The sequence below is a fragment of the Tsukamurella sp. USMM236 genome (assembly GCF_037148755.1).
GTDB lineage: Bacteria > Actinomycetota > Actinomycetes > Mycobacteriales > Mycobacteriaceae > Tsukamurella.
In genome coordinates this window covers 929,964-954,121 of the sequence record NZ_JBBCSS010000002.1, presented here as the reverse complement: position 1 = coordinate 954,121, position 24,158 = coordinate 929,964, and the positions used below count along the sequence as shown (strand labels likewise).

Below are 24,158 nucleotides of genomic sequence, written 5' to 3'. Positions count from 1 at the left end.
GGCGCGGGCGGGCCGCCTAGCGTCGGCCTCCATGAGCCGTCAGATCCGTTTCAACGCCTTCGACATGAACTGCGTCGCCCACCAGTCCCCGGGCCTGTGGCGGCACCCGAAGGACCAGTCGCACCGCTACAAGGAGCTGAGCTACTGGACGGACCTGGCGAAGCTGTTGGAGCGCGGCACCTTCGACGGCATCTTCATCGCCGACGTGCTGGGCATCTACGACTCCTACAACGGCAACGGCGACGCCGCCATCAAGCACGCGGCGCAGGTCCCGGTGTCGGATCCGATCCTGCTGGCCTCGGCCATCGCGGGCGCGACGGAGCACCTCGGCATCGGCATCACCGCCGGCACCGGCTTCGAGCACCCCTTCCCCTTCGCCCGCAGGCTGACCACGCTCGACCACCTCACGAACGGCCGGATCGGCTGGAACGTGGTGACGGGGTACCTGCCGTCGGCGGCGAAGAACATGGGGCAGCTCGACCAGCTGCAGCACGACGAGCGCTACGACCACGCCGACGAGTACCTCGAGGTGCTCTACAAGCTGTGGGAGGGCTCCTGGGAGGACGACGCGGTGATCCGCGACCGGGAGAGCGGCGTGTTCACGGATCCGTCGAAGGTGCACCCGATCAACCACCACGGCAAATACTTCGACGTACCCGGCATCCATGTCGGCGAGCCCTCGCCGCAGCGCTCGCCCGTGATCTACCAGGCCGGCGCGTCGCCGCGCGGGCTGGCGTTCGCGACCGGCAACGCCGAGGCGATCTTCGTGGCGGCGCCCACCAAGGCCATCCTGAAGAAGGTCGTGCGCACGATCCGCGAGGGCCTCGTCGCGAACGGCCGCGACCCGTACTCGGCCAAGGTCTACACGCTGCTCACCATCGTCACGGACGAGACCGAGGCGAAGGCGCAGGCGAAACTCGAGGAGTACCACCGCTACGCCAGCATCGAGGGCTCGCTGGTCTTCATGTCCGGGTGGATGGGCGTCGACCTGGGCGCCTACGACCCGAGCGATCCGGTGGGCGACGTCAAGTCCAACGCCATCATCTCGGCCGTCTCCAACTTCCAGCAGGCGGATCCGTCGGGCAAGGACTGGACGGTCGAGGACATCGGCAAGTGGGGCCGCATCGGCGGCATGGGCCCCGTGCTCGTCGGATCCGCGGAGCGGGTAGCCGACGAGCTGCAGGAGTGGGTCGAGGAGACCGACGTCGACGGCTTCAACCTGGCCTACGCGATCACGCCCGGCACCTTCGAGGACATCGTCGAGTTCATCGTTCCGGAGCTGCGCCGACGGGGCGTGTACCCCACGGAGTACGTGCCGGGAACGCTGCGGCACAAGCTGTTCGGGCAGGGTGACCGGCTCGCCGCCGATCACCCCGCCCAGCGCTTCCGCTACGCGGGCGCTCAGGACTACGCCGGAGCGAGCTCCTTGGCGTAGAGCGAGGCGCCCTTGGCGTCGCGCAGGTGCACCGTCAGCGCCCGGGTGCCGCCGTCGATGGTGACGTGCCCGAAGTGCTGGAAGCCCTCGGCGGGGGAGACGTTCGCCTTGTCGGGGGCGTGCACGAACTCGTACTGCGCGCCGAAGGTCCCGTCGAGCGGGCTCTGCGGGAACGCGCCGGCGTTGAGCGGGCCGGACACGAACTCCCAGAACGGCGAGAAGTCCTGGAAGGCCGCCTTGTCCGGGTGGTACGAGATCGCCGCGGTGTAGTGCACGTCGGCGGTCAGGTACACGACGTTCTTCACGTCCTTGGTGCGGGAGAGGATGCGCGAGAGGGCGATCTCGCGGCCCAGCGGCGCGCCGTTGTCGCCCTGCGCGACGGCCTCCATCGACTTCGGGCCGCCGTCCTTGGGGTTCGTAGCGGCGTCGGGGACCACGATGCTCAGCGGCAGGTCGTTCGCGACCACCTTCCACACCGCCTTCGACGAGGTGAGGCCTTCGATGAGCCACTGGGTCTGCTTGTCGCCGAGGATGCCGGCGTCGTTGGACGTGGCCCACGCGTTGGGGTTCGGGTCCTTGTAGCTGCGCATGTCGAGCACGAAGACGTCGAGGAGCGGGCCGTAGGAGATCTTGCGGTACAGGCGCCCGTCGGCGGCCTCCGTGGGCTGCACCGGCTGCCACTCGCGCCACGCCTGGTAGGCGAAGTCCGCGAGCTTGTTCACGTCGGTCTCGGTGTAGCCCTTGCGGTTCTGCCCCGCCAGGCTCTCGCCCGGGAACCAGTTGTTGACCACCTCGTGGTCGTCCCACTGGATCAGCTGCGGCACGGTCGCCGCGAACCGCTTGTAGTGCTCGTCGGTCAGGTTGTAGGCGTAGTTGCCGCGGAACTGGTCGAGCGTCTGTGCGACCTGGTTCTTGGCCTCGGCCGTGACGTTGCGGTACGTGTTGCCGTCGTTCTGCTTCTGGGTCTCCGGCACGGGGTTGTCGGCGTAGATCGCGTCGCCCGAGTGCAGGAAGAAGTCGGGCCGCGCGTCGGCGATGGCGCCCATGATCGCCATCCCGCCGTCGCGGTTGATGCCCCAGCCCTGGCCGACCACGTCGCCGGACCAGGCGAAGCTCACGTTCCCGTTCGCCGACGGTGCCGTCCGGAACGTGCCGGCCACCGGCTCGGACGTCGCGCCGTTCTCGCCCTCGAGGGTGACGCGATAGTGCACCGTCTGGCCGGGCTCGAGACCCGTGATGCGGAACCGGCCGGCGCCGTCGGACGACGGGTTCAGCTGCGGTCCCTCGAAACGGCGCGGGTTGCTGATGGACTCCGACGATGCCGTCTCGACGATCATCCGTGCGGGCGCGTCCGACCGCGCCCAGACCAGCGCGCCGTCGGTGCGGGGATCGCCGGACGCGATGCCGTGGGTGAGCGACGGGCGGCCCCGGACCACGCCGGGCGACGACGAGGCCGCCGCGCCGTCCGACGAGGAGCCGCAGGCCGAGAGCAGCGAGCCGGCCGGGATCAGGAGGGCGCCGGCGGTGCCGGCCTTGAGGAGCGAACGACGCGAGAAGTGCGAATCACTGAGGGGCATTGCGGAAACGATGCCGCAGTCCGGTTCCCGGGCGGCGAACACCGGGTTACCAGCGAGGATGCCGGACAGTGTCCACCAGGTGAACCGTCCACCCGAGAACCGGTCGTTGACTCTGTTAACGTCGAACGCGCGGTAATCACACGTCCGGTGGGCCCAGCAGTGTCTAGCCACAGGCAAGCCCGGTCCGCACGGTGACCAACGCCAGGGGCTGATCTGCATGCCTGATAACTCAACAACGTCCGGAGGTTCACCGCTCTCGTCCGCGGGCCTCCAGGAGACCGAGACGCAGCGAAAGAAGTCGCTGCACAAAGCCATCGGCGCGTCTGCGATGGGCAACTTCACCGAATGGTTCGACTACGGCGTCTACGCGTCGACGGCCGTTTACATCGCGAACGCATTGTTCCCCGAGAACGGCACGATCGGTACGTTGCTCGGATTCGCGATCTCGTTCGTCCTGCGGCCGCTCGGCGGATTCGTCTGGGGCCCGCTCGGCGACAAGATCGGCAGAAAGGCCGTGCTCGCCACTACGATCCTGCTGATGGCCGGGTCGACCACGTTGATCGCCTTCCTTCCGACCTACGCCGTCGCGGGGTGGCTCGGCGCTGTCCTACTGATCGTTCTGCGCATGGTGCAGGGCTTCTCGACGGGCGGCGAGTACGGCGGTGCCGCGACCTTCATGGCCGAGTACTCGCCCGATCGGCAGCGGGGCAAGTACGGCAGCTTCCTCGAGTTCGGAACCATGTGCGGCTTCGCGGGAGGCACCGCGGTCGTACTGCTCCTGCAGGTCATCCTCTCCGAGGAGCAGATGCAGGAGTACGGCTGGCGAATCCCGTTCCTGATGGCGCTGCCGATGGGCTTCATCGGCTGGTACCTCCGTAACCAGATCCACGACAGCCCGGTGTTCGTCGAGCTCAAGGACAACAAGCAGAACCAGGATTCGGCGGTCGGTGGGCTCAAGCAGCTGCTCACCCAGCAGTGGCGTCCGATTCTCGTCCTCTTCGGGCTCGTCATCGCGCTCAACGTCTCGAACTACACACTGATCGCGTACATGCCCACCTACCTGCACGGGGCGATCGGTATGGATCCCGAAACCGGCTCCAAGGTACTGCTGGTCGCCCAGGTGATCATGGCGGCTCTGATTCCGTTCTTCGGCGCCCTGTCCGACCGCACGGGGCGAAAACCGATGTGGTGGATATCGCTGATCGGCCTGCTCGTTCTCTCGTGGCCGCTGTTCCAGTTGATGGAGCAGGGAACTGTTCTGGCGATGGTGGCACTCGTGGTGCTGGGAGTGCTGTACATCCCGCAGCTCGCCACGATCACGGCGACGTTCCCCGCCATGTTCCCCACTCCGGTGCGGTTCGCCGGGTTCGCCATCTCCTACAACGTGGCGACCGCGGCCTTCGGTGGCACCGCCCCGTACGTCAACGAGTCCATGATCGAAGCAACTGGTCAGAGCCTGTTCCCCGCGTGGTACATGATGGGCGCCTGCGTGATCGGCCTCATCGCGCTGCCCTTCCTGCAGGAGACGAAGGGCTGCTCGATCCGCGGCACCGAGGTGCCCGGCCCGGACACCGACGCCACGCGCCTCGCGCACATCGAGGAGGCGCGGCTGGCGAAGGCCGAGTAACCGCACTGATTACAGTGGAGCGATGACGAGGATCATCGCCGGGGCGGCACGCGGGCGCAGGCTCGCGGTGCCGCCCCGCGGCACTCGCCCGACGTCAGATCGCGTCCGCGAGGCGCTGTTCAGCGCGCTGCAGTCGCGCCTCGACTTCGATGATCTCGCGGTCCTCGACCTCTACGCGGGGTCGGGGGCGCTCGGCTTCGAGGCGCTCTCCCGCGGCGCCGCCCGCGCAGTGCTCGTGGACGCCGACGCCAAGGCGGTCGCGGTGATCAACCAGAACGCGCGCGCCGTCGGGCTGCCGGGGGCGACGGCGCACCGTCGGGCCGTGCGGGCGTACCTCGACCTTCCGGCCGAGCCGTACGACCTCGTCTTCCTGGACCCGCCCTACGACGTGCCGGCGGAAACCGTCGACGGCGACGTCGCCGCGCTGACCGCGGGATGGCTGGCGCCGGGCGCTCACGTGATCGTGGAGCGCTCCGCGCGGACGCCCGCTGCGACGTGGCCCGAGGGCTTCGAGCTCGACCTGACGCGCGACTACGGGGAGACCCGCGTGGAGATCGCCGTCTGGCAGGATGACCGGGCATGAGCAAGGCGTGCTGCCCCGGATCGTTCGACCCCATGACCAACGGCCACCTGGACATCTTCCGCCGGGCCGCGCGGATCTTCGACGAGCTGGTGATCACCGTCGTCGTGAACCCCAACAAGCAGGGCATGTTCTCCATCGACGAGCGGATCGCGCTGATCGAGGAGAACGTCGCGGACCTGCCCGGCGTCACCGTCGACCGGTGGACGGGCCTGCTCGTGGACTACGCCCGGCAGGAGGGCGTCGCGTGCATTCTCAAGGGCCTGCGCAACTCGACGGACTTCGACTACGAGCTGCCGATGGCCGGGATGAACATGCACCTCACCGACGTCGAGACCGCGTTCCTCACGACCGCACCGCAGTACTCCTACGTGTCGAGCTCGCTGGTCAAGGAGGTCGCGAAGCTGGGCGGCGACGTCTCCGCCCTGATCCCGCCCAACGTGCAGACCGCCCTGAGCACCAAGCTGTCGTGAAATCGGCCGAATTCTGCGCTACGAGGCCGGATCGGGCTTCGTAGGTCAGGAATCAGCCGATTCCACGACCGACTCGACACGCGGCGGCGCCGTTACGGCGAAACATCGGTCCCACCCGTCACAATGGGTGTATGTACCGCGTATTCGAAGCACTGGACGAGCTGGGCGCCATCCTGGAGGAGGCGCGCAGCGTCCCCATGACCGCCGGGTGCCTCGTGCCCCGCGGTGATGTGCTCGAGCTCCTCGACGACATCCGCGACGCCTTCCCGGCCGACCTCGACGACGCGCAGGACGTGCTCGATCAGAAGGACCGCCTGGTCAGCGAGGCGCGCACCCATTACGACACCACGGTGACCCAGGCCAACTCCGAGGCCGACGCCACCCTGAGCCGCTCCCGCGCCGAGGCCGACCGCCTGCTCGCGGACGCGAAGGCCCAGGCGGACCGCATGGTCGCCGAGGCGCACCAGCACGCCACCGGCCTGGTCGCCGAGGCTCGCGCCGAGGACGAGCGGATCCGACGCGGCGCCCAGCGCGAGTACGAGGCCGTCACCGGCCGCGCCCGTGCCGAGGCCGAGCGCCTGGTCGCCGACGGCAACGCCGCGTACCAGCGGTCCGTCGCCGAGGGCATCACCGAGCAGGAGCGCCTCGTCGCCGAGACCGAGGTCGTGGCCGCCGCCAAGGGCGAGTCCGACCGGATCATCGATGCGGCGCACGCCGAGTCGGACCGCCTGCGCGGGGAGTGCGACGTGTACGTCGACACCAAGCTCTCGCAGTTCGAGGAGGTGCTGGGCGCCACGATGCGGTCGGTGAACCGCGGCCGCCAGCAGCTGCGCACCGCCGCCGGCGTGCACGACTACAGCGATCACGGCGCCACCGACGGCTACCTCGAGGAGTTCGCAGAGTCGCGGGTCGACGCGCGGTAGCCCGATTGACGTACAATCGGGTGTTTGGCTTGACCTGACGAGTTCCCGAGGATTGTTGTGAACGAACCCAATGCCGCCGTGCGACAGCCGGCCGGTAAGCCGTACGTACTCGACGTCCGCGCCTTCGGGCGTCGGCCTGGTACCTCTGCGCAGGTGCACCGCACGGTCGCCGCACCCGAGCGCGTCGGCGTCGACCTGATCGCCATCGAGTCCGGCGAGGAGGTCGATCTCGACCTCCAGGTGCAGGCCGTGTCCGAGGGGGTCCTCGTGACCGGCACCGTGAGCGCCAATACCGCCGGCCAGTGCGCCCGGTGTCTCGACCCGCTGTCGGGCGCGCTCAACGTCTTCGTGACGGAGCTGTACGCCTACCCGGGCAGCGAGACCGCGAAGACCACCGACGACGACGAGATGTACCGCATCGAGGACGACATGATCGACCTCGAGCAGGCCATCATCGACGCGGTCGGCATGGAGCTGGCCCTCGACCCCGTCTGCTCCGACGACTGCAAGGGCCTGTGCCAGGGCTGCGGCGAGAAGCTGGCCGACCTGCCGGCCGACCACCACCACGAGCAGATCGACCCCCGGTGGGCCGGGCTCACGAAGTTCGCCACCGAGGGCGAGGCCGACGGCAAGTGAGCAAGCGCCTCCCTGCGCCGCCCGCCACGGACCGCGCCCCGCTGCTGGAAGCCCTGGGCGTCGGTCTCGACGACGAGCTGCTCACCCTGGCGCTGACGCACCGCTCCTACGCCTACGAGGCCGGCGGGCTGCCCACCAACGAGCGGCTCGAGTTCCTCGGCGACAGCGTGCTCGGCATCTCCGTGACCGAGTGGCTCTACGTGACCCACCCGGACAAGCCCGAAGGCGAGCTCGCGAAGATCCGCGCCAGCGTGGTCAACATGCACGCCCTCGCGCGCGTCGCCCGTGGGCTGGGGGAGGGCGGCCTCGGCGCCCACCTGTACCTGGGCCGCGGCGAAGAGCTCACCGGCGGCCGCGACAAGGATTCGATCCTCGCCGACGGGATGGAGGCCCTGCTCGGGGCCGTGCACATCGAGCACGGCATCGACACCGCCCGCGAGGTGGTGCTCCGGCTGTTCCTGCCGCTGCTGACGGCTTCGTCGTCGATGGGTGCCGGGTTGGACTGGAAGACGTCGCTGCAGGAGCTCGCCGCGGAGCGGGACCTCGGCGCGCCGGCGTACCGCATCACGTCGACGGGGCCGGACCACGACAAGGAGTTCACCGCCGTCGCGGTCGTGGACTCCAGCGACCTCGGCGAGGGCGTGGGCCGCACCAAGAAGGAGGCCGAGCAGAAGGCCGCCGCTGCAGCGTGGAAGTCGTTGGACGTGAACGACTCCGAGTCTCCTGCCGATGACGCGGCTGCGGGCAATGCGGCGGCGAGCGACGCCGAGCAGGCGCCCGAGCCGGCCTGATGCCCGAGCTGCCCGAGGTCGAGGTCGTCCGGCGCGGCCTCGTCGATCACCTGGTGGGCCGCGGCGTCACCTCCGTGGAGGTGCTGCACCCCCGCGCCGCGCGGCGCCACGCCGCTGGCGAGGCGGATATGATCGGCCAGATCACCGGAGCCGATGTCGAATCCGCGGAGCGTCGCGGCAAGTTCCTGTGGCTGCCGCTCGCGCGCGGCGGCGCCCCCGCCGACGCCGCGATCGTCGTGCACCTCGGCATGAGCGGACAGATGCTCGTCGGGCCGGGCGACGACCGGCACCTGCGCATCCGGGCCGGGTTGTCCGACGGTGCCGTGCTCCGGTTCGTCGACCAGCGCACCTTCGGCGGCTGGGCCGTCGACCCGCTCGAGGAGGTCGCGGGCACGCTCGTGCCCGCGTCCGTCGCGCACATCGCCCGGGATCCCCTGGACCCCTTGTTCGATCGCGACGCGGTCATCGCCCGGATGAAGCGCAAGGACACCGAGGTCAAGCGGGTGCTGCTCGATCAGACCGTGATCTCCGGCGTGGGCAACATCTACGCCGACGAGGCCCTGTGGCGCTCCGGCGTGCACGGTCGCCGTCGCGCTTCCGCCCTCACCAAGGCCGCGCTGGGGCGGCTCATCGACGATGCCACCGACGTGATGCGGCAGGCCCTCGACCAGGGCGGCACCAGCTTCGACTCGCTGTACGTGAACGTGAACGGGCAGTCCGGGTACTTCTCCCGCAGCCTCGACGCCTACGGACGCGACGGCGAACCCTGCCGTCGGTGCGGCACCATCATGCGGCGTGAGTCCTTCATGAACCGCGGCTCCCACTTCTGCCCGACGTGTCAGCGCACGCCGCGTTGACCAGGCACGGTCAGCCTCACATCGGGTTCGGCGTGCTCATCGCGGTCGGTACGGGGATGCTCATATGCTTGAGCCTAAGAATGAGTGAACCGAGCGCAGGCAGCGCTTGCGCTGGCTGCCGAGGCGATTGAACTCATTGAGCAGCACGGAGCGAGTCCGAGCAGGTTGAGCGAAGGTGGGCGCATGTCGGCGACGAAGCTCTTGGTACTCGGCATCGTGCACCTCTCCGGCGGCGCGCATGGCTACCAGGTGCGGTCCGAACTGCAGAGCTGGGGTGCGGAGACGTGGGCCAAGATCAATCCCGGCTCGGTATATCACGCGCTCAAGAAGGCGGCGGCTGATGGCCTCCTCACCGAACACGCCGAGGCGGGCAATTCCGGGCCGGAGAGAGTTCTGTACCGCGTGACAGCGCGGGGATGTGACGAGATGGTCGACATGGTCCGCGACGGTCTGCGGCGCACCCACGACGCGGACATGCTCAACGCGGCGATCGCGATGTTGCCCATGCTGACCAGGTCAGATGCCATCGCGCAGGTTGGCGAGCGGGTCGCGAGCCTGGAAGCAGAGCTCGTAGCGCAGGCCGAGTGGCGGAAGCACCCCAATCGGGACACCCCGGAGCACGTCCGCGAGCAGGCCGACCTGTGGGCGGGACACGCACGCACCGAACTGGAGTGGGCGAAGAGCCTGAGCGGACGCCTGTCTGAGGGTGCCTACATCATGGCTGATGATCCGGGGTCGTGGCGAACGGTCCCTGATCAACTCAAGAAGAGCTCCTAATCAAGCTTGACTAGATGGTCCTCGAGGTGCACTCTGAGCTAGTAATCAAGTTTGACTAGGTCGGGCGCTCAGTCAACGCCACCACCGGTGCCAAGCCCGGAACTCCCGATGCTCCGACGGTGACGACCGCGCATCGATAAGAGGAGAGAAGCAATGAACGAGATGACACTTCGTGTGACGTCCGTCGACGGTACGAGAATCGCCTACGACCGGAAAGGCACCGGCCCGGCGGTGATCCTCGTCGGCGGCACCCTGGACGACGGCGCTGAGAACGCGCCGCTGGCCAGGTTCCTCGCCGACCGTTTCACGGTCTACAACTACGCACGACGCGGCCGGGGAGCCAGCGGCGATGCGTCGCCGTACGCACTCGCGCGTGAGGTGGAAGACCTCGACGCGCTGATTGCGACGGCCGGCGGCTCAGCTCATGTGTACGGCTCGTCATCTGGCGGTGCTCTCGTGCTGGAGGCAGCTGCAGCAGGGTCGGCGATCGACAAGATCGCGGTGTGGGATGTGCCGTACGCGATCGGAGACGACCTGCGGCCGAGGTTCGACCAGTACCTCGCGGACACCCGCGAGGCGTACGAAGCCGACCGGGATGAGGAGCTCCTGGAACTGTTCATGACATTGACCGGCGGACCCGACGCGGACATCGCGGCCAGCAAGCAACACCCGCTCTGGACCTCGTCCGTCGTGCTCGCCCACACGCTCGTCAAGGACGCCGTGGTCCTCAACGACTACAAGATCCCCACTGACCGACTCACCCGCATCACACAGTCGGTCCTGGTGACCACCGAGGGGTCGATCACCCAGCCCCAGCTGGCGGGCATGCCGACCGACTTCTTCGTCCGCGCCGCGAGCGCGATAGCCGCTGTGATCCCCCAGGCCAGACGACACACGCTGGACGGGCAGGGACACGTCGTCGCCCCTGAATCCATGGCCCGTGTGCTGACGACGTTCTTCACGCAGTGAACGGGCCTGGCTTAAGCACGCAGCCATGCGTCGACGGCAGCGGTGGCACTGCGACCCACTGGCGTGGGATGGTTCGAGAAGCCGTGCGGCACATCCGGATAGATCCGAAGATCCACGTCGTTCCCTGCGGCCGCCAGCCTCGCCGCCATGAGCAGACTGTCGGGTAGAACGACGTCGTCGCTGCCGACGGTCAGCAACGTCGGCGGCAACCCCTGGAGGTCGCCGTACGCGGGTGACACATCGGGATCGGCGCGGTCCTCCACCTTGCCGACGTACGCCTCGACGAAGTAGTCGTCGACGACAGCGGCCCCTGACGGATTGAGTGTGGTCAGGTCGTAGGTCCCGGCCTCCAGCACCGCTCCGCGGAAAGCGTCGCCGCGTCCTCCTGCCCGCAACCGCAGCAGGACGCATGCCGCCAGCGTCGCTCCCGCCGAGAAGCCGCTGATGAAGAGCCTGTCCGTTCCGAAGCGCTCGGGCGCGTGAGCGATCAGCCAGTCGGCGGCCGCGGCGCAGTCGTCCGGGGCTGCGGGCCAGGGGTTCTCGGGCGCGAGCCGGTAGTCGACGCTGACCACCGCGAGCCCCGTGGCGTCCGCCCGCCGCGCGTTCCGCTCGTCGTCGGCGACCGCCGAGCTCATGTAGAACCCGCCGCCGGGGCAATGCAGTAGAACGCCGACGGCCGGACGATGCTGCGGCTCGATGATTCGGATCGGTACGGCGTGCCCGGCGAGATCCGCAGACTCGGCTTCGGCGCGAACGGAACCAGCGAACCGCAGGCTGCGTTCGTGTCGGACCGCGATCAGCTCGTCGTAGCCCGCGATCGCCGAGCCACGAGGCCTTGCCGCGTAGAACTCGCGTGTGAGGGCCGCGTCGGTGGCCGATACCGATTCGACGAGACCGTTCAGCGCGAAATCCATACCTCAGGCCCACCGGGCTGAGGGCCGGTTCTCGCGGGACCCGGAGGTGATCAATTGATGATCTCGCCGCGGTCGGCGGGTGCCTTGGAGACGATCGTGTCGCGCCACATCTGCAGGGCCTCGGGGGTCAGCCGGGTCCAGTCGGTCACCTCGGCGACGACGCGCAGCGGCTCGGTGCTGCGGTACGAGCGGGTGGGGTTGCCGGGGAACTTCTTGTCGGTGACATTGGGGTCGTCCTCGAAGGCGCCGGTGGGCTCGACCTCGTAGACGCGCGGGGCGGCACCGTCGGACTTGAGCTCGGAGGCGAGCTCCGCGGCGAGCCCGGCACCGTCGCGCAGGGCGGTGAAGTAGATGTGGTTCATGACCACGTCGGGGCGGTAGTTCGAGACGAAGCCCGCGCTGAGCAGGTCGCCGGGCTGGAGGTCTGCGGTGGTTCCGTGGAAGAAGGGGCCGGTTTCCGTGGAGGCGCTCATGCGGCCAGGTTATCCGCCGGCGGCCGGACCAGACGCCACAACAGGTGACCGCTGCTCACGGCGATGACCGCGAAGACGGCCCAGATGCCGACGCCGAGAATCGGATTCCCCTCGGGGCTGACGATGGCACCGGTCACCGACACGGCAAGCAGGAGCAGCACCGCGGTCCCGACTGTGAGCAGGTATCGCTGCAGGAGGGTGTCCAGGCCGGGGCGATGCGCGGGGTCGAGCCAGTACGCGCGGGAAGTGGGCGGAAGGTTGATGAGGCCGTCCGGGAGGGCGGACGTGCAGGCGGCGAGGACGCCGAACAGCGCCGCGAGGGCCGCCGCAGACACGGCCAAGATTCCGACCGCCGAACCACGGGGACTCCAGGAGTCAGCGGTCCCACCGGCGCCCCAGTGCGTGGGGAAGGGATCGGGACCCGACGTCGCGGCCCAGGCGAGCGAGGCGCCGCAGAGCAGGACCGCGCCGAGGAAGATCCACCATCGGGGTCGCATGCGGATGACGTTACCTCGACGAACGATCTCCGGTGCGACCCGGGCGGACGCCCCGCGACGTCGTCGTCGACCGCTTCGGCGGATGGGTGAGCAGCCAGATCAGGTAACCGATCGAGCCCACGAGCGCGACGAGGAAGAGGATGACCAGCGTCGACTTGGCGGCGGTCTCCGTGGGGTCGATGACCGTCACCACGAACGTTGCGCCCTGGAGGACGAGGAAGAGGCCGCCCGCCCAGAGCAGGAACCCGGAGACGATGTCGTCGAACGCGGGTCGGTGCTCGGGGGACAGCCAGTAGTCGCGCCGCGGCGTGTTGATGATCGAGGTCGGGATCCGCGGCGCGATCAGTGCGAGCACCGCGATCAGGACGGCGACGCCCGCCGCGATGCCCGCGTGCAGGGACACCGCCTCGGCGCGCGGGGTCCACGAGTCCGGCTGCCCGGACAGGCCGAAATGCGTGGGGAACGGGTCCGGTCCGGAGACCGCCGCCCACGAGGCCGCGGCCGCGTACGCGAGGACTGTTCCGAGGAACGACCACCACCGCGCACGCATGTTCACAACGCTACCGGTCTCCCGCCGATAGGGACGGCCGAGCCCGGCCCTCCGAGCGCTGGTCGCGGACGGTGCTGCCGTAGATTGGACATATGGCCGACGACACGAACGCGCAGGCACCGTCCACCGAACTCTGGGTCGAGCGCACCGGCGTGCGCCGCTACACCGGGCGCAGCTCGCGCGGCGCCGAGGTGCTGGTCGGCTCGGCGGACGTCGAGGGCGTGTTCACCCCCGGTGAGCTGCTCAAGATCGCCCTCGCCGCGTGCAGCGGCATGTCGACCGACCACGTGCTGGCCCGCCGCCTGGGCGAGGACTACGACGCCACCGTGCGGGTCTCCGGCGACGCCGACCGGCAGAACGAGGTCTACCCCGAACTCAACGAGATCCTCGAGCTCGACCTGTCCGAGCTCGACGAGGCCGCCCAGGAGCGGCTGATCACCGTCGCCCGCCGCGCCGTCGACCAGGTGTGCACCGTCGGCCGCACGCTCAAGGCCGGCACGACGGTCAATCTCGACATCACCTCGGGGTAGCGCGTGCCCGACGATCAGGCCCGGATGACGGCGTGGGTGCACGGTCACGTGCAGGGCGTCGGTTTCCGGTACTGGACGAAGACTCAGGCCCTGGAACTGGGCCTGCTCGGTTACGCTGCGAATCAGCCGGACAGACGTGTGCGGGTCGTGGTCGAGGGAGACCGCTCCGCATGCGACACTCTGCTGCAACGCCTGTGGTCGGGGGATACTCCGGGCAGGGTCGATCTGGTCGTGGAACTGTTCGGGCCCGCGCGAGGCGGGCTCCCGTCGTTCGAGGAGAGGTGAGGCATGCAGCCGCCCATCCCTGAGAACCGCCCGGTGGGCGACATCCCCGGGCCGGAGTCGAACTACATGCCCGTCCCCGGGATGCCGCCGGAGCTGCATCTCCCGGACACGGGGGAGGCCCCGCGGCGGCCCGGTCGGATGCGGCAGCAGGACGAGAACACACAGGCCCGCCCGGAGACGGTGGCCGAGGCCCGCGCCCGGCAGCGGGCGCAGCGCCAGCGCGCCGAGGACGAGCAGCGCGAGGCGGCGGAGGCCGCCGCCGCGGCCGCGAAGAAGAGCCGTCGGCGCAAGCAGATGATCGGCGCCGGGGTCGGCGTCGGCGTGGTGGGCGCGATCGCGCTCCTCTACGTCGCGATCCCGGACAACGACAACACCCAGAACGTGAACACGCAGACGGCGTACTGCACCGTCGACGGCGATCAGGTGGTCTCCGACGACTACTGCTCGCGGGGCACGTACAACCCGGTGACCGGCTTCATCTTCCTCAACGGCATGAGCTACCGGTACAACTACGGCGGCTCCTACAACAACGGCCGCATCACCGGCGGCAGCTACGACCGGCCCGCCAACACCGCCTTCCGCACCTCGACGGGCGCGGCAGTGGACCCGGCCAAGACCACCTCGTTCGGCACCAACGGCCAGACGAACGCGGCGAGCAAGCCCGCGCCGCCGGCCGCCGGCTCGCGGACGGGATCGGGGAGCGGCTCGGGCAGCGGGAACACCAACGCCGGCAGCAACAGCGGATCCAGCGGCAAGAACATCGATCGCGGCGGCCTGGGCACCTCCAGCAAGGGCGGGAGCTCCAAGGGCGGCTCCGGATCGAGCGGCTCCTAGTGCGGCGCATGCGGGGAACGCCCCGCGCGGGCTGGCAGCGGACCGTCGAATCGCAGGGCCTGGTGTTCGGCACCCCCGCGCGCGACGGTGCCGGCGACAGCCGGAACTACTGGGACGAGTCCGTGTTCTACGAGTTCGACATGGACGAGGTGCTCGCCCTCGAGGCGCAGGTCGAGGTGCTGCACTCCATGTGCCTCAAGGCCGTCGAGAACGTGATCCTCACCGAGCGGTACGCCGACTTCGGCATCCCCGAGTGGGCGTGGGGCCCGATCGAGGAGTCGTGGAAGCGGCAGGATCCGCACGTCTACGGCCGCTTCGACCTGCGCTACGACGGCCGGCGGCCCGCGAAGCTGCTGGAGTACAACGCCGATACACCCACCTCGCTGCTGGAAGCCGCTGTGGTGCAATGGTACTGGTTCCAGGACACCGCGCCGGACAAGCGCTCCTGGGACGAGGGCGGCTACGACCAGTGGAACTCCCTGCACGAGTCGCTCGTCGCGCGCTGGGGCGAGATCCGGAACGTGATCCCGGCGTCGGAGCTGCACTTCACCTGGTCCGGCGCCGACGCGACGGGCGAGGACCACGTGACCACCGGCTACCTGCAGGAGACGGCCGCCGAGGCCGGCTTCGACACCGTCGGCCTGCCCATCGAGGACATCGGCTGGGACCACGACCTCAAGACCTTCGTGGATCTCGAAGACGCCCCGATCAATTCGGTGTTCAAGCTCTACCCGTGGGAGTGGATCCTCGAGGACGACTTCGGCAAGCGCGTCGTCGAATCGATCCCCGCCACCACGTGGATCGAGCCGCTGTGGAAGGCGATCCTCTCCAACAAGGCGATCCTCGCGGTCCTGTGGGAGATGTACCCCGACCACCCGAACCTGTTGCCCGCCTTCATCGACAGCCCCGGCTTCCTCACCGAGTACGTGAAGAAGCCCAAGCTCGGGCGCGAGGGCGCGAACCTCACGATCGTGGACGCGGGCCGCGAGACCGCCACCGGCGGCGTCTACGGCGCCGAGGGCTACGTGTACCAGATGTTCGACCCGCTGCCCGAGTTCGACGGCTACCGCCCCGTGATCGGCGCCTGGGTCGTCGGCGACGAGTCCGCCGGCATCGGCATCCGCGAGACCTCCGGACTCATCACCGACGACGGTGCCGCCTTCATCCCGCACCGCATCACTCCGAAAGGCACGACCGCATCATGAACACGACCCTCCTCGCCGCCGCAGACCTGGGCACCCTGGGCAAGGGCATCGGCGCGATCTGCTTGTACGCCCTCGTCGGCCTGCTGCTCATGGTGGTCGGCTTCTACGCCGTCGACCTCTCCACTCCCGGCAAGCTGCGCGACCTGGTGAAGGCCGGCAAGCCCAACGCCACCTACATCACGGGCGCGGGCATGCTCTCGATGGCGTTCATCATCGTCGTCGCGATCTACGCCAACTACACCGGCGGCGGCAACCTGCTGGACGGTGTCATCTACTCGCTGGTCTACGGCGTGGTCGGCATCATCGCGCAGATCGTCTCCGTGCGCGTCCTCGACCTGGTCACGGGCGTCGACATGGAGGAACTCATGTACTCCGAGGTCTTCCTGCCGCAGGCCCGCGTGATCGCCGCGTCGCACGTCGCGCTCGGTCTGATCGTGGCGATGGCCGTCCTCTGACGGTCACCGCCTAAACTGGCGTTTCGTGTATCTCAAGTCGCTGACACTGAAGGGCTTCAAGTCCTTCGCTTCGGCGACGACTCTGCGCCTCGAACCGGGCATCACCTGCGTCGTCGGGCCCAACGGCTCGGGTAAGTCGAACATCCTCGACGCCCTGCGCTGGGTGATGGGCGAGCAGGGCGCCAAGGGCTTGCGCGGCGGCAAGATGGAGGACGTCATCTTCGCCGGCACGTCCGGCCGCGCGCCGCTGGGCCGCGCCGAGGTCACGCTCACCATCGACAACTCCGACGGTGCGCTGCCCATCGACTACTCCGAGGTCTCCATCACGCGGCGCATGTTCCGCGACGGCGCCGGCGAGTACGAGATCAACGGCACCAAGTGCCGCCTCATGGACGTGCAGGAGCTGCTCTCCGACAGCGGCATCGGGCGCGAGATGCACGTCATCGTCGGGCAGGGCCAGCTCGCGGCGATCCTCGAGTCCAAGCCCGAGGAACGTCGCGCCTTCATCGAGGAGGCGGCCGGTGTGCTCAAGCACCGTCGCCGCAAGGAGAAGGCGGTCCGCAAGCTTGACTCGATGCAGGCCAACCTAGCCCGCCTCACCGACCTCACGACGGAGCTGCGCCGCCAGCTCAAGCCGCTGGGGCGGCAGGCCGAGGTGGCCCGTCGGGCGCAGACCATCCAGGCCGACCTCCGTGACGCCCGGCTCAGGTTGGCCGCCGACGACCTGGTGCGCCGGCGCGCCGAGCTGGCCGACCAGAGCGGCAACGAGGCGGCGGTGCGTGAGGAGCAGAATCTCGTCGCGGGCCAGTTGGACGAGGCGAACGCGCTGGTCGCGGAGCACTCCGAGGCCGTGGCCGAGCTCGACCCCGCGGTGAAGGCCGCGGGCGAAGGCTGGTTCTCGCTGTCCGCGCTCGCCGAGCGCGTCTCGTCGACGGAGCGCATCGCCTCCGAGCGCGCCCGCCTGCTGTCCGAGCCCGTGCAGCACGCTCCCGGCCGCGACCCCGACGAGCTGGAGGCCGAGGCCGAGCGCGTCGCCGAGGAGGAGGCCGAGCTCATGGAGGCCCTCGAGGAGGCCGCCATGATCCTCGAGGAGGCCACCGAGGAGCTCGCGTCGCGCGAGGAGTCCGCCCGGGACGCGGAGAAGGCGCACATGGCCGCGGTCGCGGCGATCGCGGACCGTCGGGAAGGGCTCGCGCGCCTGGCCGGCCAGGTCGAGACCCTGCGCACCCGCGCCGAGTCCGTGGAGGCGGAGTCCGGGCGGCTCACCGCCGCCATCGCCGAGGCGGTGGAGCGCGCCGAGGCCGCCGAGGCCGAATTCGAGCAGGTCCAGGGGCAGATCGCCGAGCTCGACGCCTCGGAGGCCTCCCTCGACGAGCACCACGAACGCAGCGTCGCGGCCTACAACGCCGCCAGCGCGCGGGTCGAGGAACTGCGCGCGTCCGAGCGGGAGGCCGAGCAGAAGGTGGCCTCGCTCGTCGCGCGCGTCGAGGCGCTGTCGCTGAACCTGGACCGGGGCGACGGTGCCGCCTGGATCGCCGAGCACGTCGACGGTGTGACGGCCGCCGTGTCGTCGCGCCTCTCCATCCGTGCGGGTTACGAGAAGGCCGTCGCCGTCGCACTGGGACCGGTGGCGGAGGCCGTCGCGGCGGGCTCGGTCGATGCGGCCGTGACGGCGGTTGCTCGGCTGCGCGAGGCCGACGGGGGCCGGGCGGCCGTCGTCGTCGAGGGCGTCGCGCCCGGCACGGTGCCCACGGGCCCCCTGCCCGACGGTGCCGTCTGGGCCGTGTCGTGCGTGACCGCCCCGTCCTCGTTGGAGGGGGCCGTGACGGCGGCGCTGGCCGGGTACGTGCTCGTTTCGTCCCTCGACGACGCCCTGGCGGTGGTCGCCGCGCGGCCCGAACTGCGGGCAGTCACGTCCGACGGTGACATCATCTCGCACGGCGTGCTGACCGGCGGCTCCGCGGCGCGGCAGTCGACGCTGGAGGTGCAGAAGTCGATCGACGCCGCCGAGGCGACGCTGGGGGAGACCCGGCGGTCGGTGGAGTCTCTGTCGGCCGCTCTGGCCGGCGCCGTCGAGGAGTTGGCCTCGCGGCGCGAGGTGACGGAGTCGGCGCTGGCGGCGCTGCACGAGTCGGATGCGCAGCTCGGCGCGATCTATGAGCAGCTGGCCCGGCTGGGGCAGGCCGCGCGGAGCGCGCGCGACGAGGCCGAGCGCCTGGTGGCGCAGCGAACCAGGATCGAGGGCTCGCGGGACGAGACGCGAACCGCGCTGGTCGAGCACGAGGAGCGCCTGCGGCTCGCGGAAGAGCTGCCCGAGGATTCGGTGTCCGTGGGGACGGATGAGCGGGACGCGGCGGCTGCCGCCCTGTCGGCGGCGCGTTCGGTGGAGATGGAGGCTCGCCTGGCCCGCCGGACCGCCGAGGAGCGCGCGGCCGGCGTGCGGGGCAAGGCCGAGGGGCTTCGACGGGCCGCCGCTGCCGAACGTGCCGCCCGGGAGCGGGCGGAGGCGGCGGCTGCTGCGCGTCTGTCGGCGGCTGCGGTTGCCAAGTCGGTGGCGGAAGGCGCTGCGCTGGTGACCTCGCGACTGGGGCGCGCGGTGACACGTGCTGCTGCGCATCGTGATGCGCTGGAGGCATCACGCGCCCAGCGCGCCGGTGCACTGGACGTCGCGCGACAGGAGGCGACCTCGCTGACCGCGCGGTTGGCCCAGCTGACCGATGCGGTGCACCGCGACGAGGTGGCGCGGGCGCAGGCGGCGCTGCGGATCGAGCAGCTCGAGGAGCAGGTGGTGGCGTCGTTCGCGATGTCGCCGGACGACCTGGTGGCCGAGTACGGGCCGGACGTTCCGCTGCCGCCGTCTTCGCTGGAGTTGGAGGAGTACGAGGCGGCGCGGGAGCGCGGCGAGACTGTGGTGAAGCCACAGGGGCTCCCGTTCGACCGAGCGGTGCAGGAGCGCCGGCTCAAGCTCGCGGAGAAGGACCTGGCGACGTTGGGGCGTGTGAACCCGCTGGCACTGGAGGAGTTCGCGGCGCTGGAGGAGCGCTACAACTTCCTCTCCACGCAGCTCGAGGATGTGAAGTCGGCTCGCGAGGATCTGCTGAGCGTGGTCGAGGAGGTGGACGCCAAGATCCTGCAGGTGTTCACCGAGGCCTGGGTGGACGTGGAGCGCGAGTTCGTTGAGGTGTTCAAGACCCTGTTCCCGGGCGGCGAGGGCAAGCTGATCCTCACCGAGCCGGGGGACATGCTGACGACGGGCATCGACGTCGAGGCCCGGCCGCCGGGCAAGAAGGTCAAGCGGCTGTCCCTGCTGTCCGGCGGCGAGAAGTCCCTGACCGCCGTTGCGATGCTGGTCGCCATCTTCCGTGCCCGGCCGTCCCCGTTCTACGTCATGGACGAGGTCGAGGCTGCGCTGGACGACACCAACCTCCGCCGACTGATTTCCCTGTTCGAGCAGCTGCGCGACAAGTCCCAGCTCATCGTGATCACTCACCAGAAGCCGACGATGGAGGTCGCCGACGCGCTGTACGGTGTGTCAATGCGTGGCGACGGCATCACCCAGGTCATCTCCCAGCGGATTCGTGGCCAGGAGCTGGGCGCGCTGCCGGTGTGAGAGCGAGCCTGTTCAGGCAGTATGAAACCGTGACCATGGGTGACAAAATCGGGTGCGTCCAGTCGCGGCTGGATGAACGCGTGGAGGTATTTGTGGACACACGAGCGGTTCTCGACCGGGAGTTGGATCGAGCATTCGGCCTTGCCCCTGGCCCGGCGAAGGAACGCGAGATCAACCGGCTCGTTGTGGATCTGATTGCAGGGTTGGTGAGAGAGGCGTCGCCTGACGCCCGCGAGATTTGGTTCGACTGGAACCAAGACGGGTTGTGCATCACAGCGATTCGCGATGGGAGGGGCGATCCATGCATCGAACACGATGAGGTCGGCGAGCACCTCTCGGTCTACGCGAGCAACATCCGCGACACGAGATACGCGCCGCAGCTCGCCGCAGTCCGCGGTATCCACGGCCCCTTTATCCTCCAGGTCTAAGTAGCCCAGGTCGAAAGGCGTTCCTGGATCGTCTCGATCGCGCCTGCGTCTGAGGGCAACCAAGCGATGGATCCAAGGTCGCTGGGTGCCATCCAGCGCAACTCGTCGTGGGAGTCGCCCGGCGCGAGCTTTCCGTGCGCGATGGCAGCGAAGTAGAGCCGCATCTCGTACTTCTCCGAGATTGGCCATGCGCCTGATGCATGGGGTACTTCGGGACCGACAGAGATGGTCGCACTGAGCTCTTCGCGGATCTCGCGGACGAGCGCAGCCTCGGGCGTCTCACCTGCTTCGGTCTTGCCACCGGGGAACTCCCAGAGGCCGGCGAGCGCCACTGGGCTTGTGCGCCGCGCAGCGAAAACCCTGGTTGGCTGTTCCAGGTCGTCCACGATGATCGCGCCAACGACGAGCCGCGGAGCGTCAGAGTGCATGTCGGCGATTCTGGCACCTTTGCCCGTTCATGTCAGAGGGAGGTGCCAGACTGGCGCCCATGGAAGAGGGGATCTACGAGTCGCTGCACACAGCGGACCTTCGGGATCGGATCAAAGCGACGGGCTTGCAAAGCGATACGCGCGCGGTCGAGAAGGCCGACCAGCCGCACGTGCTCGCTCGTCACGTGGCGAGCATCGTGGAGCGTGCGATCGCGGGGGAGAAGGACGAGTCGGAGCGGATAAAGCTCGCGAACAGTCTGCTGGCTGTGGCGGGCGACCTGGACAGCCCGATTCTCGATCCGGCGACCCAGCTTGCGCGCCTCTATCAGTTGCCTGCGCCCGGCGTTGTCGATCGGACCTCAACTCGGCCCGAGACGCCGCTCTCCGAGGTTGCCCTGCTGACGAACAGCGGCAGGGGAGAGCCCTCCATCGGTCACGAACTGAAGGCGGAGATTGCCTCTGCGGACCGTGTCGACCTGCTCTGCGCGTTCATCAAGTGGAGCGGGGTCAGGCTCCTCGAAACTGAGCTGCAGGCGCTCGCAGACGCCGGCAAGCCGTTCCGAGTAATTACCACCACGTACCTCGGCTCCACTGAACGTAAGACACTCGACCGACTGGCGGAGAAATACGGCGCTGAGGTGCGAGTGCAATACGACGCTTTGCGTACGCGACTTCACGCCAAGGCGTGGATGTTCCACCGCGACTCGGGATTCGACACGGCGTACATCGGGTCGTCGAATCTTTCCAACGTCGCATTGATCGACGGAGTCGAGTGGAACGTGCGTCTGTCGAAGGTCGCGACTCCCAGCTTGCTGAACAAGTTCCGGGCGACGTTTGAGACCTACTGGAGTGAAGACCCCGGATTCGAGGAGTACATCCCTGATCGGGACGGCGAGCGGCTCGATCGCGCTCTTCGCGAGGCCTCCGGCCTCACTTCCTCGGGCAACGTCACGATCAACGTGTCTGGCTTGGAGGTTCGGCCGTATCCGTACCAGCAGACGATGCTGGACGAGTTGCAGGCCGAGCGCGAAGTACACGACAGACATCGGAACCTCGTGGTGGCAGCGACGGGAACTGGAAAGACCGTCCTGGCGGCACTGGACTACCGACGTCTGATTCCGGCGGGCGGCAAGCGTCCGCGCCTGTTGTTTGTGGCGCACACTCGCGAAATTCTGGTTCAGGCACAGCGCACGTTCCGCGAGGTTCTGGCCGACGGAGCGTTCGGCGAACTCTTCGTCAACGGCCAGCGGCCCGAGCGGTGGGACCACGTGTTCGCGAGCGTCCAATCTCTGAAGGAGGACACCCTCGACACGCTCGGAGCTGATCACTTCGAGGTAATCGTGGTCGACGAGTTTCACCACGGAGCGGCGCCGACCTACCGGCGCCTGGTTGACCACTTCTCACCTCAGGAGTTGGTGGGTCTGACTGCGACCCCGGAACGCGCTGACGGCCTCGATGTGCGCGAGTATTTCGGCGGCCGAATCGCCACTGAGCTCCGTCTCTGGGATGCGCTGAGCGCAGAGCTTCTGTGCCCTTTCCACTACTTCGGCATCGCCGACGGTACGGATCTGACCGCGATCGCGTGGAAAACCGGAAAGTACGATCAGACCGCACTTGGGCAGCTGTACACCGGCAACGACGCCCGGGTGCGGATGGTTCTGAAGGCAATCCAGGACAAGCTGGCTGACCCGGCTCAGATGCGTGCGTTGGGCTTCTGCGTTTCCATCGAGCATGCCCAGTACATGGCAGACAGGTTCACAGAAGCGGGCATCCCGTCAGTGATGGTGTCGGGGCAGACCGGTGGTGACGCGCGGAGGCAGGCACTCTCGGATCTGCGTGACCGTCGCATCAATGCGATCTTCTCGGTCGATGTGTTCAACGAGGGCCTGGACATCAAGGAAGTCGACACCGTCCTCATGCTCCGCCCGACTGAGAGCGCCACAATCTTCCTTCAGCAGTTGGGTCGGGGGCTCCGGCGCACGCCAGACAAGGCTGTGTTGACGGTCCTAGACTTCGTCGGGCATCAACGGGAGGAATTCCGCTGGGACAAGCGCCTCCGGTCTCTGACCGGCATTCCTCGCGGCAAACTGGTGAAGGAGGTCGAGAACGACTTCCCGTACCTGCCGTCGGGCTGCCGCATAGAGCTCGATCGCCAGACACAGAAGTTCGTCCTCGAGAACGTGAAACGCCAACTCAACCTCCGTCGGCCCCAACTCGTCGCCGAGGTCCGCTCTGCAGGCGAGGACACTCTGGCAGGCTTCCTTGAAGCGACTGGGATCGACCTCGCCTCGGTGATCAAGGCCGATCGGTCCTGGACGGGGCTTCGCCGCGAGGCCGGCATTGACTTGGCGTTCGCGCCGGGTCCCCGCGAGGCCGAGGTGCTCAGACGTAACCAAGTGTTCGCCCATGTTGACGACGAGGTCCGCGTCGCTGGTTACAAGCGAATCCTCTTAGACTGCACGCGGCTCGACGAGATGTCCGGGACCGACAGGCTCCTCGCGACGATGCTGTTCTTCTCGATCTGGCCGGATGGAGGCAAGCCGAAGTTCGCGAGTGTCGATGAGGGGCTGGATGCTCTACGAGCCGAGAAGGAGGCCGTCGGTGAGCTTATTGAAATCATGGAGCTGGGGTTTGGACGTACGCGACGACAGACGTATCCCCTCTGGGGAGGCCGCGGAGGTTTTCCTCTGCGAATTCACGCCCGGTACTCGCGCGAAGAGATCCTTGCTGGTCTCGATCACGCTTCTCTGAAATCGGTGCCGGCCACATTCCGGGAAGGCGTCAAGTATATTGCGTCGCGAAACATTGATGCTCTATTCGTGACCCTCGTGAAGACGGAGGGATCGTTTTCGCCCACGACCATGTATCGCGACTACCCGATCAGTCGAACTGAATTCCACTGGGAGTCTCAGTCATTGACCTCAGAGTCCTCTGAGACTGGACAGCGGTACATTCTCGGCGACAGCTACGTGCTGTTGTTCGTCCGTGTTGCGAAGAACGGTGAATTTGGGACGTCCCCCTACGAGTTCTTGGGGCCCGCGGAGTACGTCGGTCACTCCGGTGAGCGACCGATGGCGATCACTTGGCAGCTAGACCATCCGATGACTGTTGACTTCTTTGGTGTCGCGACGGCGGCCCTGTGATCGTCACTCAGGACGTTCGGCGGTCTGACGAAACGTCGGCGCGATTCCGGGCCGCATGCGCCGATACGTGACTTCTGTGTGGGTGAGGTGGGGGCACCGTCGGGCGTGGGGACGTAACGTAGGGGCCGAGTGTGAACCACCACGAGGAAGAGGGACGAACG

Annotated in this window: 24 protein-coding genes; 18 read left to right on the top strand and 6 right to left on the bottom strand. The window is 68.3% G+C overall.

The window, feature by feature from the left end:
- The first annotated feature begins 31 nt into the window (after positions 1-31).
- Positions 32-1,435 carry an LLM class flavin-dependent oxidoreductase gene (locus WFK95_RS10530; protein WP_224646153.1) on the top strand — a complete coding sequence of 468 codons (1,404 nt, stop codon included), beginning with the start codon at positions 32-34 and terminating at the stop codon, positions 1,433-1,435.
- Here the strand turns inward: WFK95_RS10530 and WFK95_RS10525 are convergent.
- Entirely contained in the window at positions 1,408-3,012 is a 1,605-nt protein-coding gene (locus WFK95_RS10525) for an alkaline phosphatase D family protein (RefSeq protein WP_336670655.1), read from the bottom strand. The two genes, WFK95_RS10530 and WFK95_RS10525, sit on opposite strands and share 28 nt — an antisense overlap.
- Before the next feature lie 328 nt (positions 3,013-3,340).
- Between WFK95_RS10525 and WFK95_RS10520 the strand changes: the two genes are divergently transcribed.
- The 9 genes from WFK95_RS10520 (at position 3,341) to WFK95_RS10480 (ending at position 10,645) form a co-directional block, all read left to right on the top strand.
- Entirely contained in the window at positions 3,341-4,639 is a 1,299-nt protein-coding gene (locus WFK95_RS10520; RefSeq protein ID WP_374201288.1) for an MFS transporter, read from the top strand.
- Between the two features lie 22 nt (positions 4,640-4,661).
- The gene (gene rsmD / locus WFK95_RS10515) at positions 4,662-5,222 is read left to right on the top strand and encodes a 16S rRNA (guanine(966)-N(2))-methyltransferase RsmD (protein WP_336670654.1); all 561 of its coding nucleotides are present in this window, start codon (positions 4,662-4,664) and stop codon (positions 5,220-5,222) included.
- Positions 5,219-5,692 (top strand): pantetheine-phosphate adenylyltransferase, encoded by a 474-nt coding sequence (gene coaD, locus WFK95_RS10510; RefSeq protein WP_224646156.1) that lies wholly within the window; start codon positions 5,219-5,221, stop codon positions 5,690-5,692. The genes rsmD and coaD overlap by 4 nt, the downstream gene beginning before the upstream one ends.
- Positions 5,693-5,823: 131 nt before the next feature.
- On the top strand, positions 5,824-6,615 hold the full coding sequence (locus tag WFK95_RS10505; RefSeq protein ID WP_224646157.1) for a DivIVA domain-containing protein: 792 nt from the start codon (positions 5,824-5,826) through the stop codon (positions 6,613-6,615).
- A 57-nt stretch (positions 6,616-6,672) separates the two neighbouring features.
- Complete coding sequence (locus tag WFK95_RS10500; RefSeq protein WP_336670653.1) at positions 6,673-7,251, top strand: YceD family protein; 579 nt, start codon at positions 6,673-6,675, stop codon at positions 7,249-7,251.
- On the top strand, positions 7,248-8,042 hold the full coding sequence (rnc, locus tag WFK95_RS10495) for a ribonuclease III (RefSeq protein ID WP_336670652.1): 795 nt from the start codon (positions 7,248-7,250) through the stop codon (positions 8,040-8,042). The genes WFK95_RS10500 and rnc overlap by 4 nt, the downstream gene beginning before the upstream one ends.
- Positions 8,042-8,899, top strand: a complete 858-nt coding sequence (gene mutM, locus WFK95_RS10490; protein WP_336670651.1) for a bifunctional DNA-formamidopyrimidine glycosylase/DNA-(apurinic or apyrimidinic site) lyase — start codon at positions 8,042-8,044, stop codon at positions 8,897-8,899. Before rnc ends, mutM begins: the two co-directional genes overlap by 1 nt.
- A 183-nt stretch (positions 8,900-9,082) precedes the next feature.
- On the top strand, positions 9,083-9,676 hold the full coding sequence (locus tag WFK95_RS10485; RefSeq protein ID WP_336670650.1) for a PadR family transcriptional regulator: 594 nt from the start codon (positions 9,083-9,085) through the stop codon (positions 9,674-9,676).
- Positions 9,677-9,829: 153 nt separating this feature from the next.
- Entirely contained in the window at positions 9,830-10,645 is an 816-nt protein-coding gene (locus WFK95_RS10480) for an alpha/beta fold hydrolase (protein ID WP_336670649.1), read from the top strand.
- 11 nt (positions 10,646-10,656) lie between these two features.
- Here the strand turns inward: WFK95_RS10480 and WFK95_RS10475 are convergent, their stop codons facing one another.
- The 4 genes from WFK95_RS10475 to WFK95_RS10460 are packed head-to-tail and all read right to left on the bottom strand — an operon-like array spanning position 10,657 to position 13,079.
- A complete protein-coding gene (locus WFK95_RS10475; RefSeq protein ID WP_336670648.1) occupies positions 10,657-11,559 on the bottom strand; it encodes an alpha/beta hydrolase in 903 nt (300 codons plus the stop codon).
- Positions 11,560-11,609: 50 nt separating this feature from the next.
- Positions 11,610-12,032 carry an NAD(+)--rifampin ADP-ribosyltransferase gene (gene arr / locus WFK95_RS10470; protein WP_102101563.1) on the bottom strand — a complete coding sequence of 141 codons (423 nt, stop codon included), beginning with the start codon at positions 12,030-12,032 and terminating at the stop codon, positions 11,610-11,612.
- A complete protein-coding gene (locus WFK95_RS10465; protein ID WP_224646166.1) occupies positions 12,029-12,529 on the bottom strand; it encodes a DUF1648 domain-containing protein in 501 nt (166 codons plus the stop codon). The genes arr and WFK95_RS10465 overlap by 4 nt, the downstream gene beginning before the upstream one ends.
- Positions 12,530-12,539: 10 nt before the next feature.
- On the bottom strand, positions 12,540-13,079 hold the full coding sequence (locus WFK95_RS10460) for a DUF1648 domain-containing protein (RefSeq protein WP_336670647.1): 540 nt from the start codon (positions 13,077-13,079) through the stop codon (positions 12,540-12,542).
- Positions 13,080-13,171: 92 nt separating this feature from the next.
- Here WFK95_RS10460 and WFK95_RS10455 point away from each other — a divergent pair, with 92 nt between their 5' ends.
- Genes WFK95_RS10455 through WFK95_RS10425 form a run of 7 tightly spaced genes read left to right on the top strand, consistent with a single transcriptional unit; the run spans position 13,172 to position 20,426 of the window.
- The gene (locus tag WFK95_RS10455) at positions 13,172-13,609 is read left to right on the top strand and encodes an OsmC family protein (RefSeq protein ID WP_224646170.1); all 438 of its coding nucleotides are present in this window, start codon (positions 13,172-13,174) and stop codon (positions 13,607-13,609) included.
- A gap of 3 nt (positions 13,610-13,612) precedes the next feature.
- The gene (locus tag WFK95_RS10450) at positions 13,613-13,894 is read left to right on the top strand and encodes an acylphosphatase (RefSeq protein WP_336670646.1); all 282 of its coding nucleotides are present in this window, start codon (positions 13,613-13,615) and stop codon (positions 13,892-13,894) included.
- 3 nt (positions 13,895-13,897) lie between these two features.
- Positions 13,898-14,728 (top strand): hypothetical protein, encoded by an 831-nt coding sequence (locus tag WFK95_RS10445; protein ID WP_336670645.1) that lies wholly within the window; start codon positions 13,898-13,900, stop codon positions 14,726-14,728.
- Positions 14,728-15,933 carry a glutathionylspermidine synthase family protein gene (locus WFK95_RS10440; RefSeq protein ID WP_336670644.1) on the top strand — a complete coding sequence of 402 codons (1,206 nt, stop codon included), beginning with the start codon at positions 14,728-14,730 and terminating at the stop codon, positions 15,931-15,933. The genes WFK95_RS10445 and WFK95_RS10440 overlap by 1 nt, the downstream gene beginning before the upstream one ends.
- The gene (locus WFK95_RS10435) at positions 15,930-16,388 is read left to right on the top strand and encodes a DUF350 domain-containing protein (protein WP_224646175.1); all 459 of its coding nucleotides are present in this window, start codon (positions 15,930-15,932) and stop codon (positions 16,386-16,388) included. The genes WFK95_RS10440 and WFK95_RS10435 overlap by 4 nt, the downstream gene beginning before the upstream one ends.
- 25 nt (positions 16,389-16,413) lie before the next feature.
- Positions 16,414-19,998, top strand: a complete 3,585-nt coding sequence (gene smc / locus WFK95_RS10430; protein WP_336670643.1) for a chromosome segregation protein SMC — start codon at positions 16,414-16,416, stop codon at positions 19,996-19,998.
- A gap of 29 nt (positions 19,999-20,027) precedes the next feature.
- On the top strand, positions 20,028-20,426 hold the full coding sequence (locus WFK95_RS10425; RefSeq protein WP_336670642.1) for a hypothetical protein: 399 nt from the start codon (positions 20,028-20,030) through the stop codon (positions 20,424-20,426).
- On the opposite strand, the gene WFK95_RS10420 is transcribed toward WFK95_RS10425, so the two are convergent.
- Positions 20,423-20,854 carry a (deoxy)nucleoside triphosphate pyrophosphohydrolase gene (locus WFK95_RS10420; RefSeq protein WP_336670641.1) on the bottom strand — a complete coding sequence of 144 codons (432 nt, stop codon included), beginning with the start codon at positions 20,852-20,854 and terminating at the stop codon, positions 20,423-20,425. The genes WFK95_RS10425 and WFK95_RS10420 overlap by 4 nt on opposite strands.
- A 59-nt stretch (positions 20,855-20,913) precedes the next feature.
- Here WFK95_RS10420 and WFK95_RS10415 point away from each other — a divergent pair, with 59 nt between their 5' ends.
- Positions 20,914-23,997: a DUF3427 domain-containing protein gene (locus WFK95_RS10415; RefSeq protein WP_336670640.1), complete on the top strand. Its 3,084-nt coding sequence runs from the start codon at positions 20,914-20,916 to the stop codon at positions 23,995-23,997.
- The last annotated feature ends 161 nt before the right edge of the window (positions 23,998-24,158 follow it).

Bases quoted from the DNA above. Each gene is read 5' to 3' on its own strand.
- WFK95_RS10465 (WP_224646166.1), bottom strand. From the start codon at position 12,529: ATGCGACCCCGATGGTGGATCTTCCTCGGCGCGGTCCTGCTCTGCGGC.
- WFK95_RS10415 (WP_336670640.1), top strand. From the start codon at position 20,914: ATGGAAGAGGGGATCTACGAGTCGCTGCACACAGCGGACCTTCGGGAT.
- WFK95_RS10480 (WP_336670649.1), top strand. From the start codon at position 9,830: ATGAACGAGATGACACTTCGTGTGACGTCCGTCGACGGTACGAGAATC.
- arr (WP_102101563.1), bottom strand. From the start codon at position 12,032: ATGAGCGCCTCCACGGAAACCGGCCCCTTCTTCCACGGAACCACCGCA.
- coaD (WP_224646156.1), top strand. From the start codon at position 5,219: ATGAGCAAGGCGTGCTGCCCCGGATCGTTCGACCCCATGACCAACGGC.
- rsmD (WP_336670654.1), top strand. From the start codon at position 4,662: ATGACGAGGATCATCGCCGGGGCGGCACGCGGGCGCAGGCTCGCGGTG.
- WFK95_RS10530 (WP_224646153.1), top strand. From the start codon at position 32: ATGAGCCGTCAGATCCGTTTCAACGCCTTCGACATGAACTGCGTCGCC.
- WFK95_RS10485 (WP_336670650.1), top strand. From the start codon at position 9,083: ATGTCGGCGACGAAGCTCTTGGTACTCGGCATCGTGCACCTCTCCGGC.
- WFK95_RS10460 (WP_336670647.1), bottom strand. From the start codon at position 13,079: ATGCGTGCGCGGTGGTGGTCGTTCCTCGGAACAGTCCTCGCGTACGCG.
- mutM (WP_336670651.1), top strand. From the start codon at position 8,042: ATGCCCGAGCTGCCCGAGGTCGAGGTCGTCCGGCGCGGCCTCGTCGAT.
- WFK95_RS10445 (WP_336670645.1), top strand. From the start codon at position 13,898: ATGCAGCCGCCCATCCCTGAGAACCGCCCGGTGGGCGACATCCCCGGG.
- WFK95_RS10525 (WP_336670655.1), bottom strand. From the start codon at position 3,012: ATGCCCCTCAGTGATTCGCACTTCTCGCGTCGTTCGCTCCTCAAGGCC.
- WFK95_RS10520 (WP_374201288.1), top strand. From the start codon at position 3,341: ATGGGCAACTTCACCGAATGGTTCGACTACGGCGTCTACGCGTCGACG.
- WFK95_RS10505 (WP_224646157.1), top strand. From the start codon at position 5,824: ATGTACCGCGTATTCGAAGCACTGGACGAGCTGGGCGCCATCCTGGAG.
- WFK95_RS10455 (WP_224646170.1), top strand. From the start codon at position 13,172: ATGGCCGACGACACGAACGCGCAGGCACCGTCCACCGAACTCTGGGTC.
- WFK95_RS10420 (WP_336670641.1), bottom strand. From the start codon at position 20,854: ATGCACTCTGACGCTCCGCGGCTCGTCGTTGGCGCGATCATCGTGGAC.
- WFK95_RS10475 (WP_336670648.1), bottom strand. From the start codon at position 11,559: ATGGATTTCGCGCTGAACGGTCTCGTCGAATCGGTATCGGCCACCGAC.
- WFK95_RS10435 (WP_224646175.1), top strand. From the start codon at position 15,930: ATGAACACGACCCTCCTCGCCGCCGCAGACCTGGGCACCCTGGGCAAG.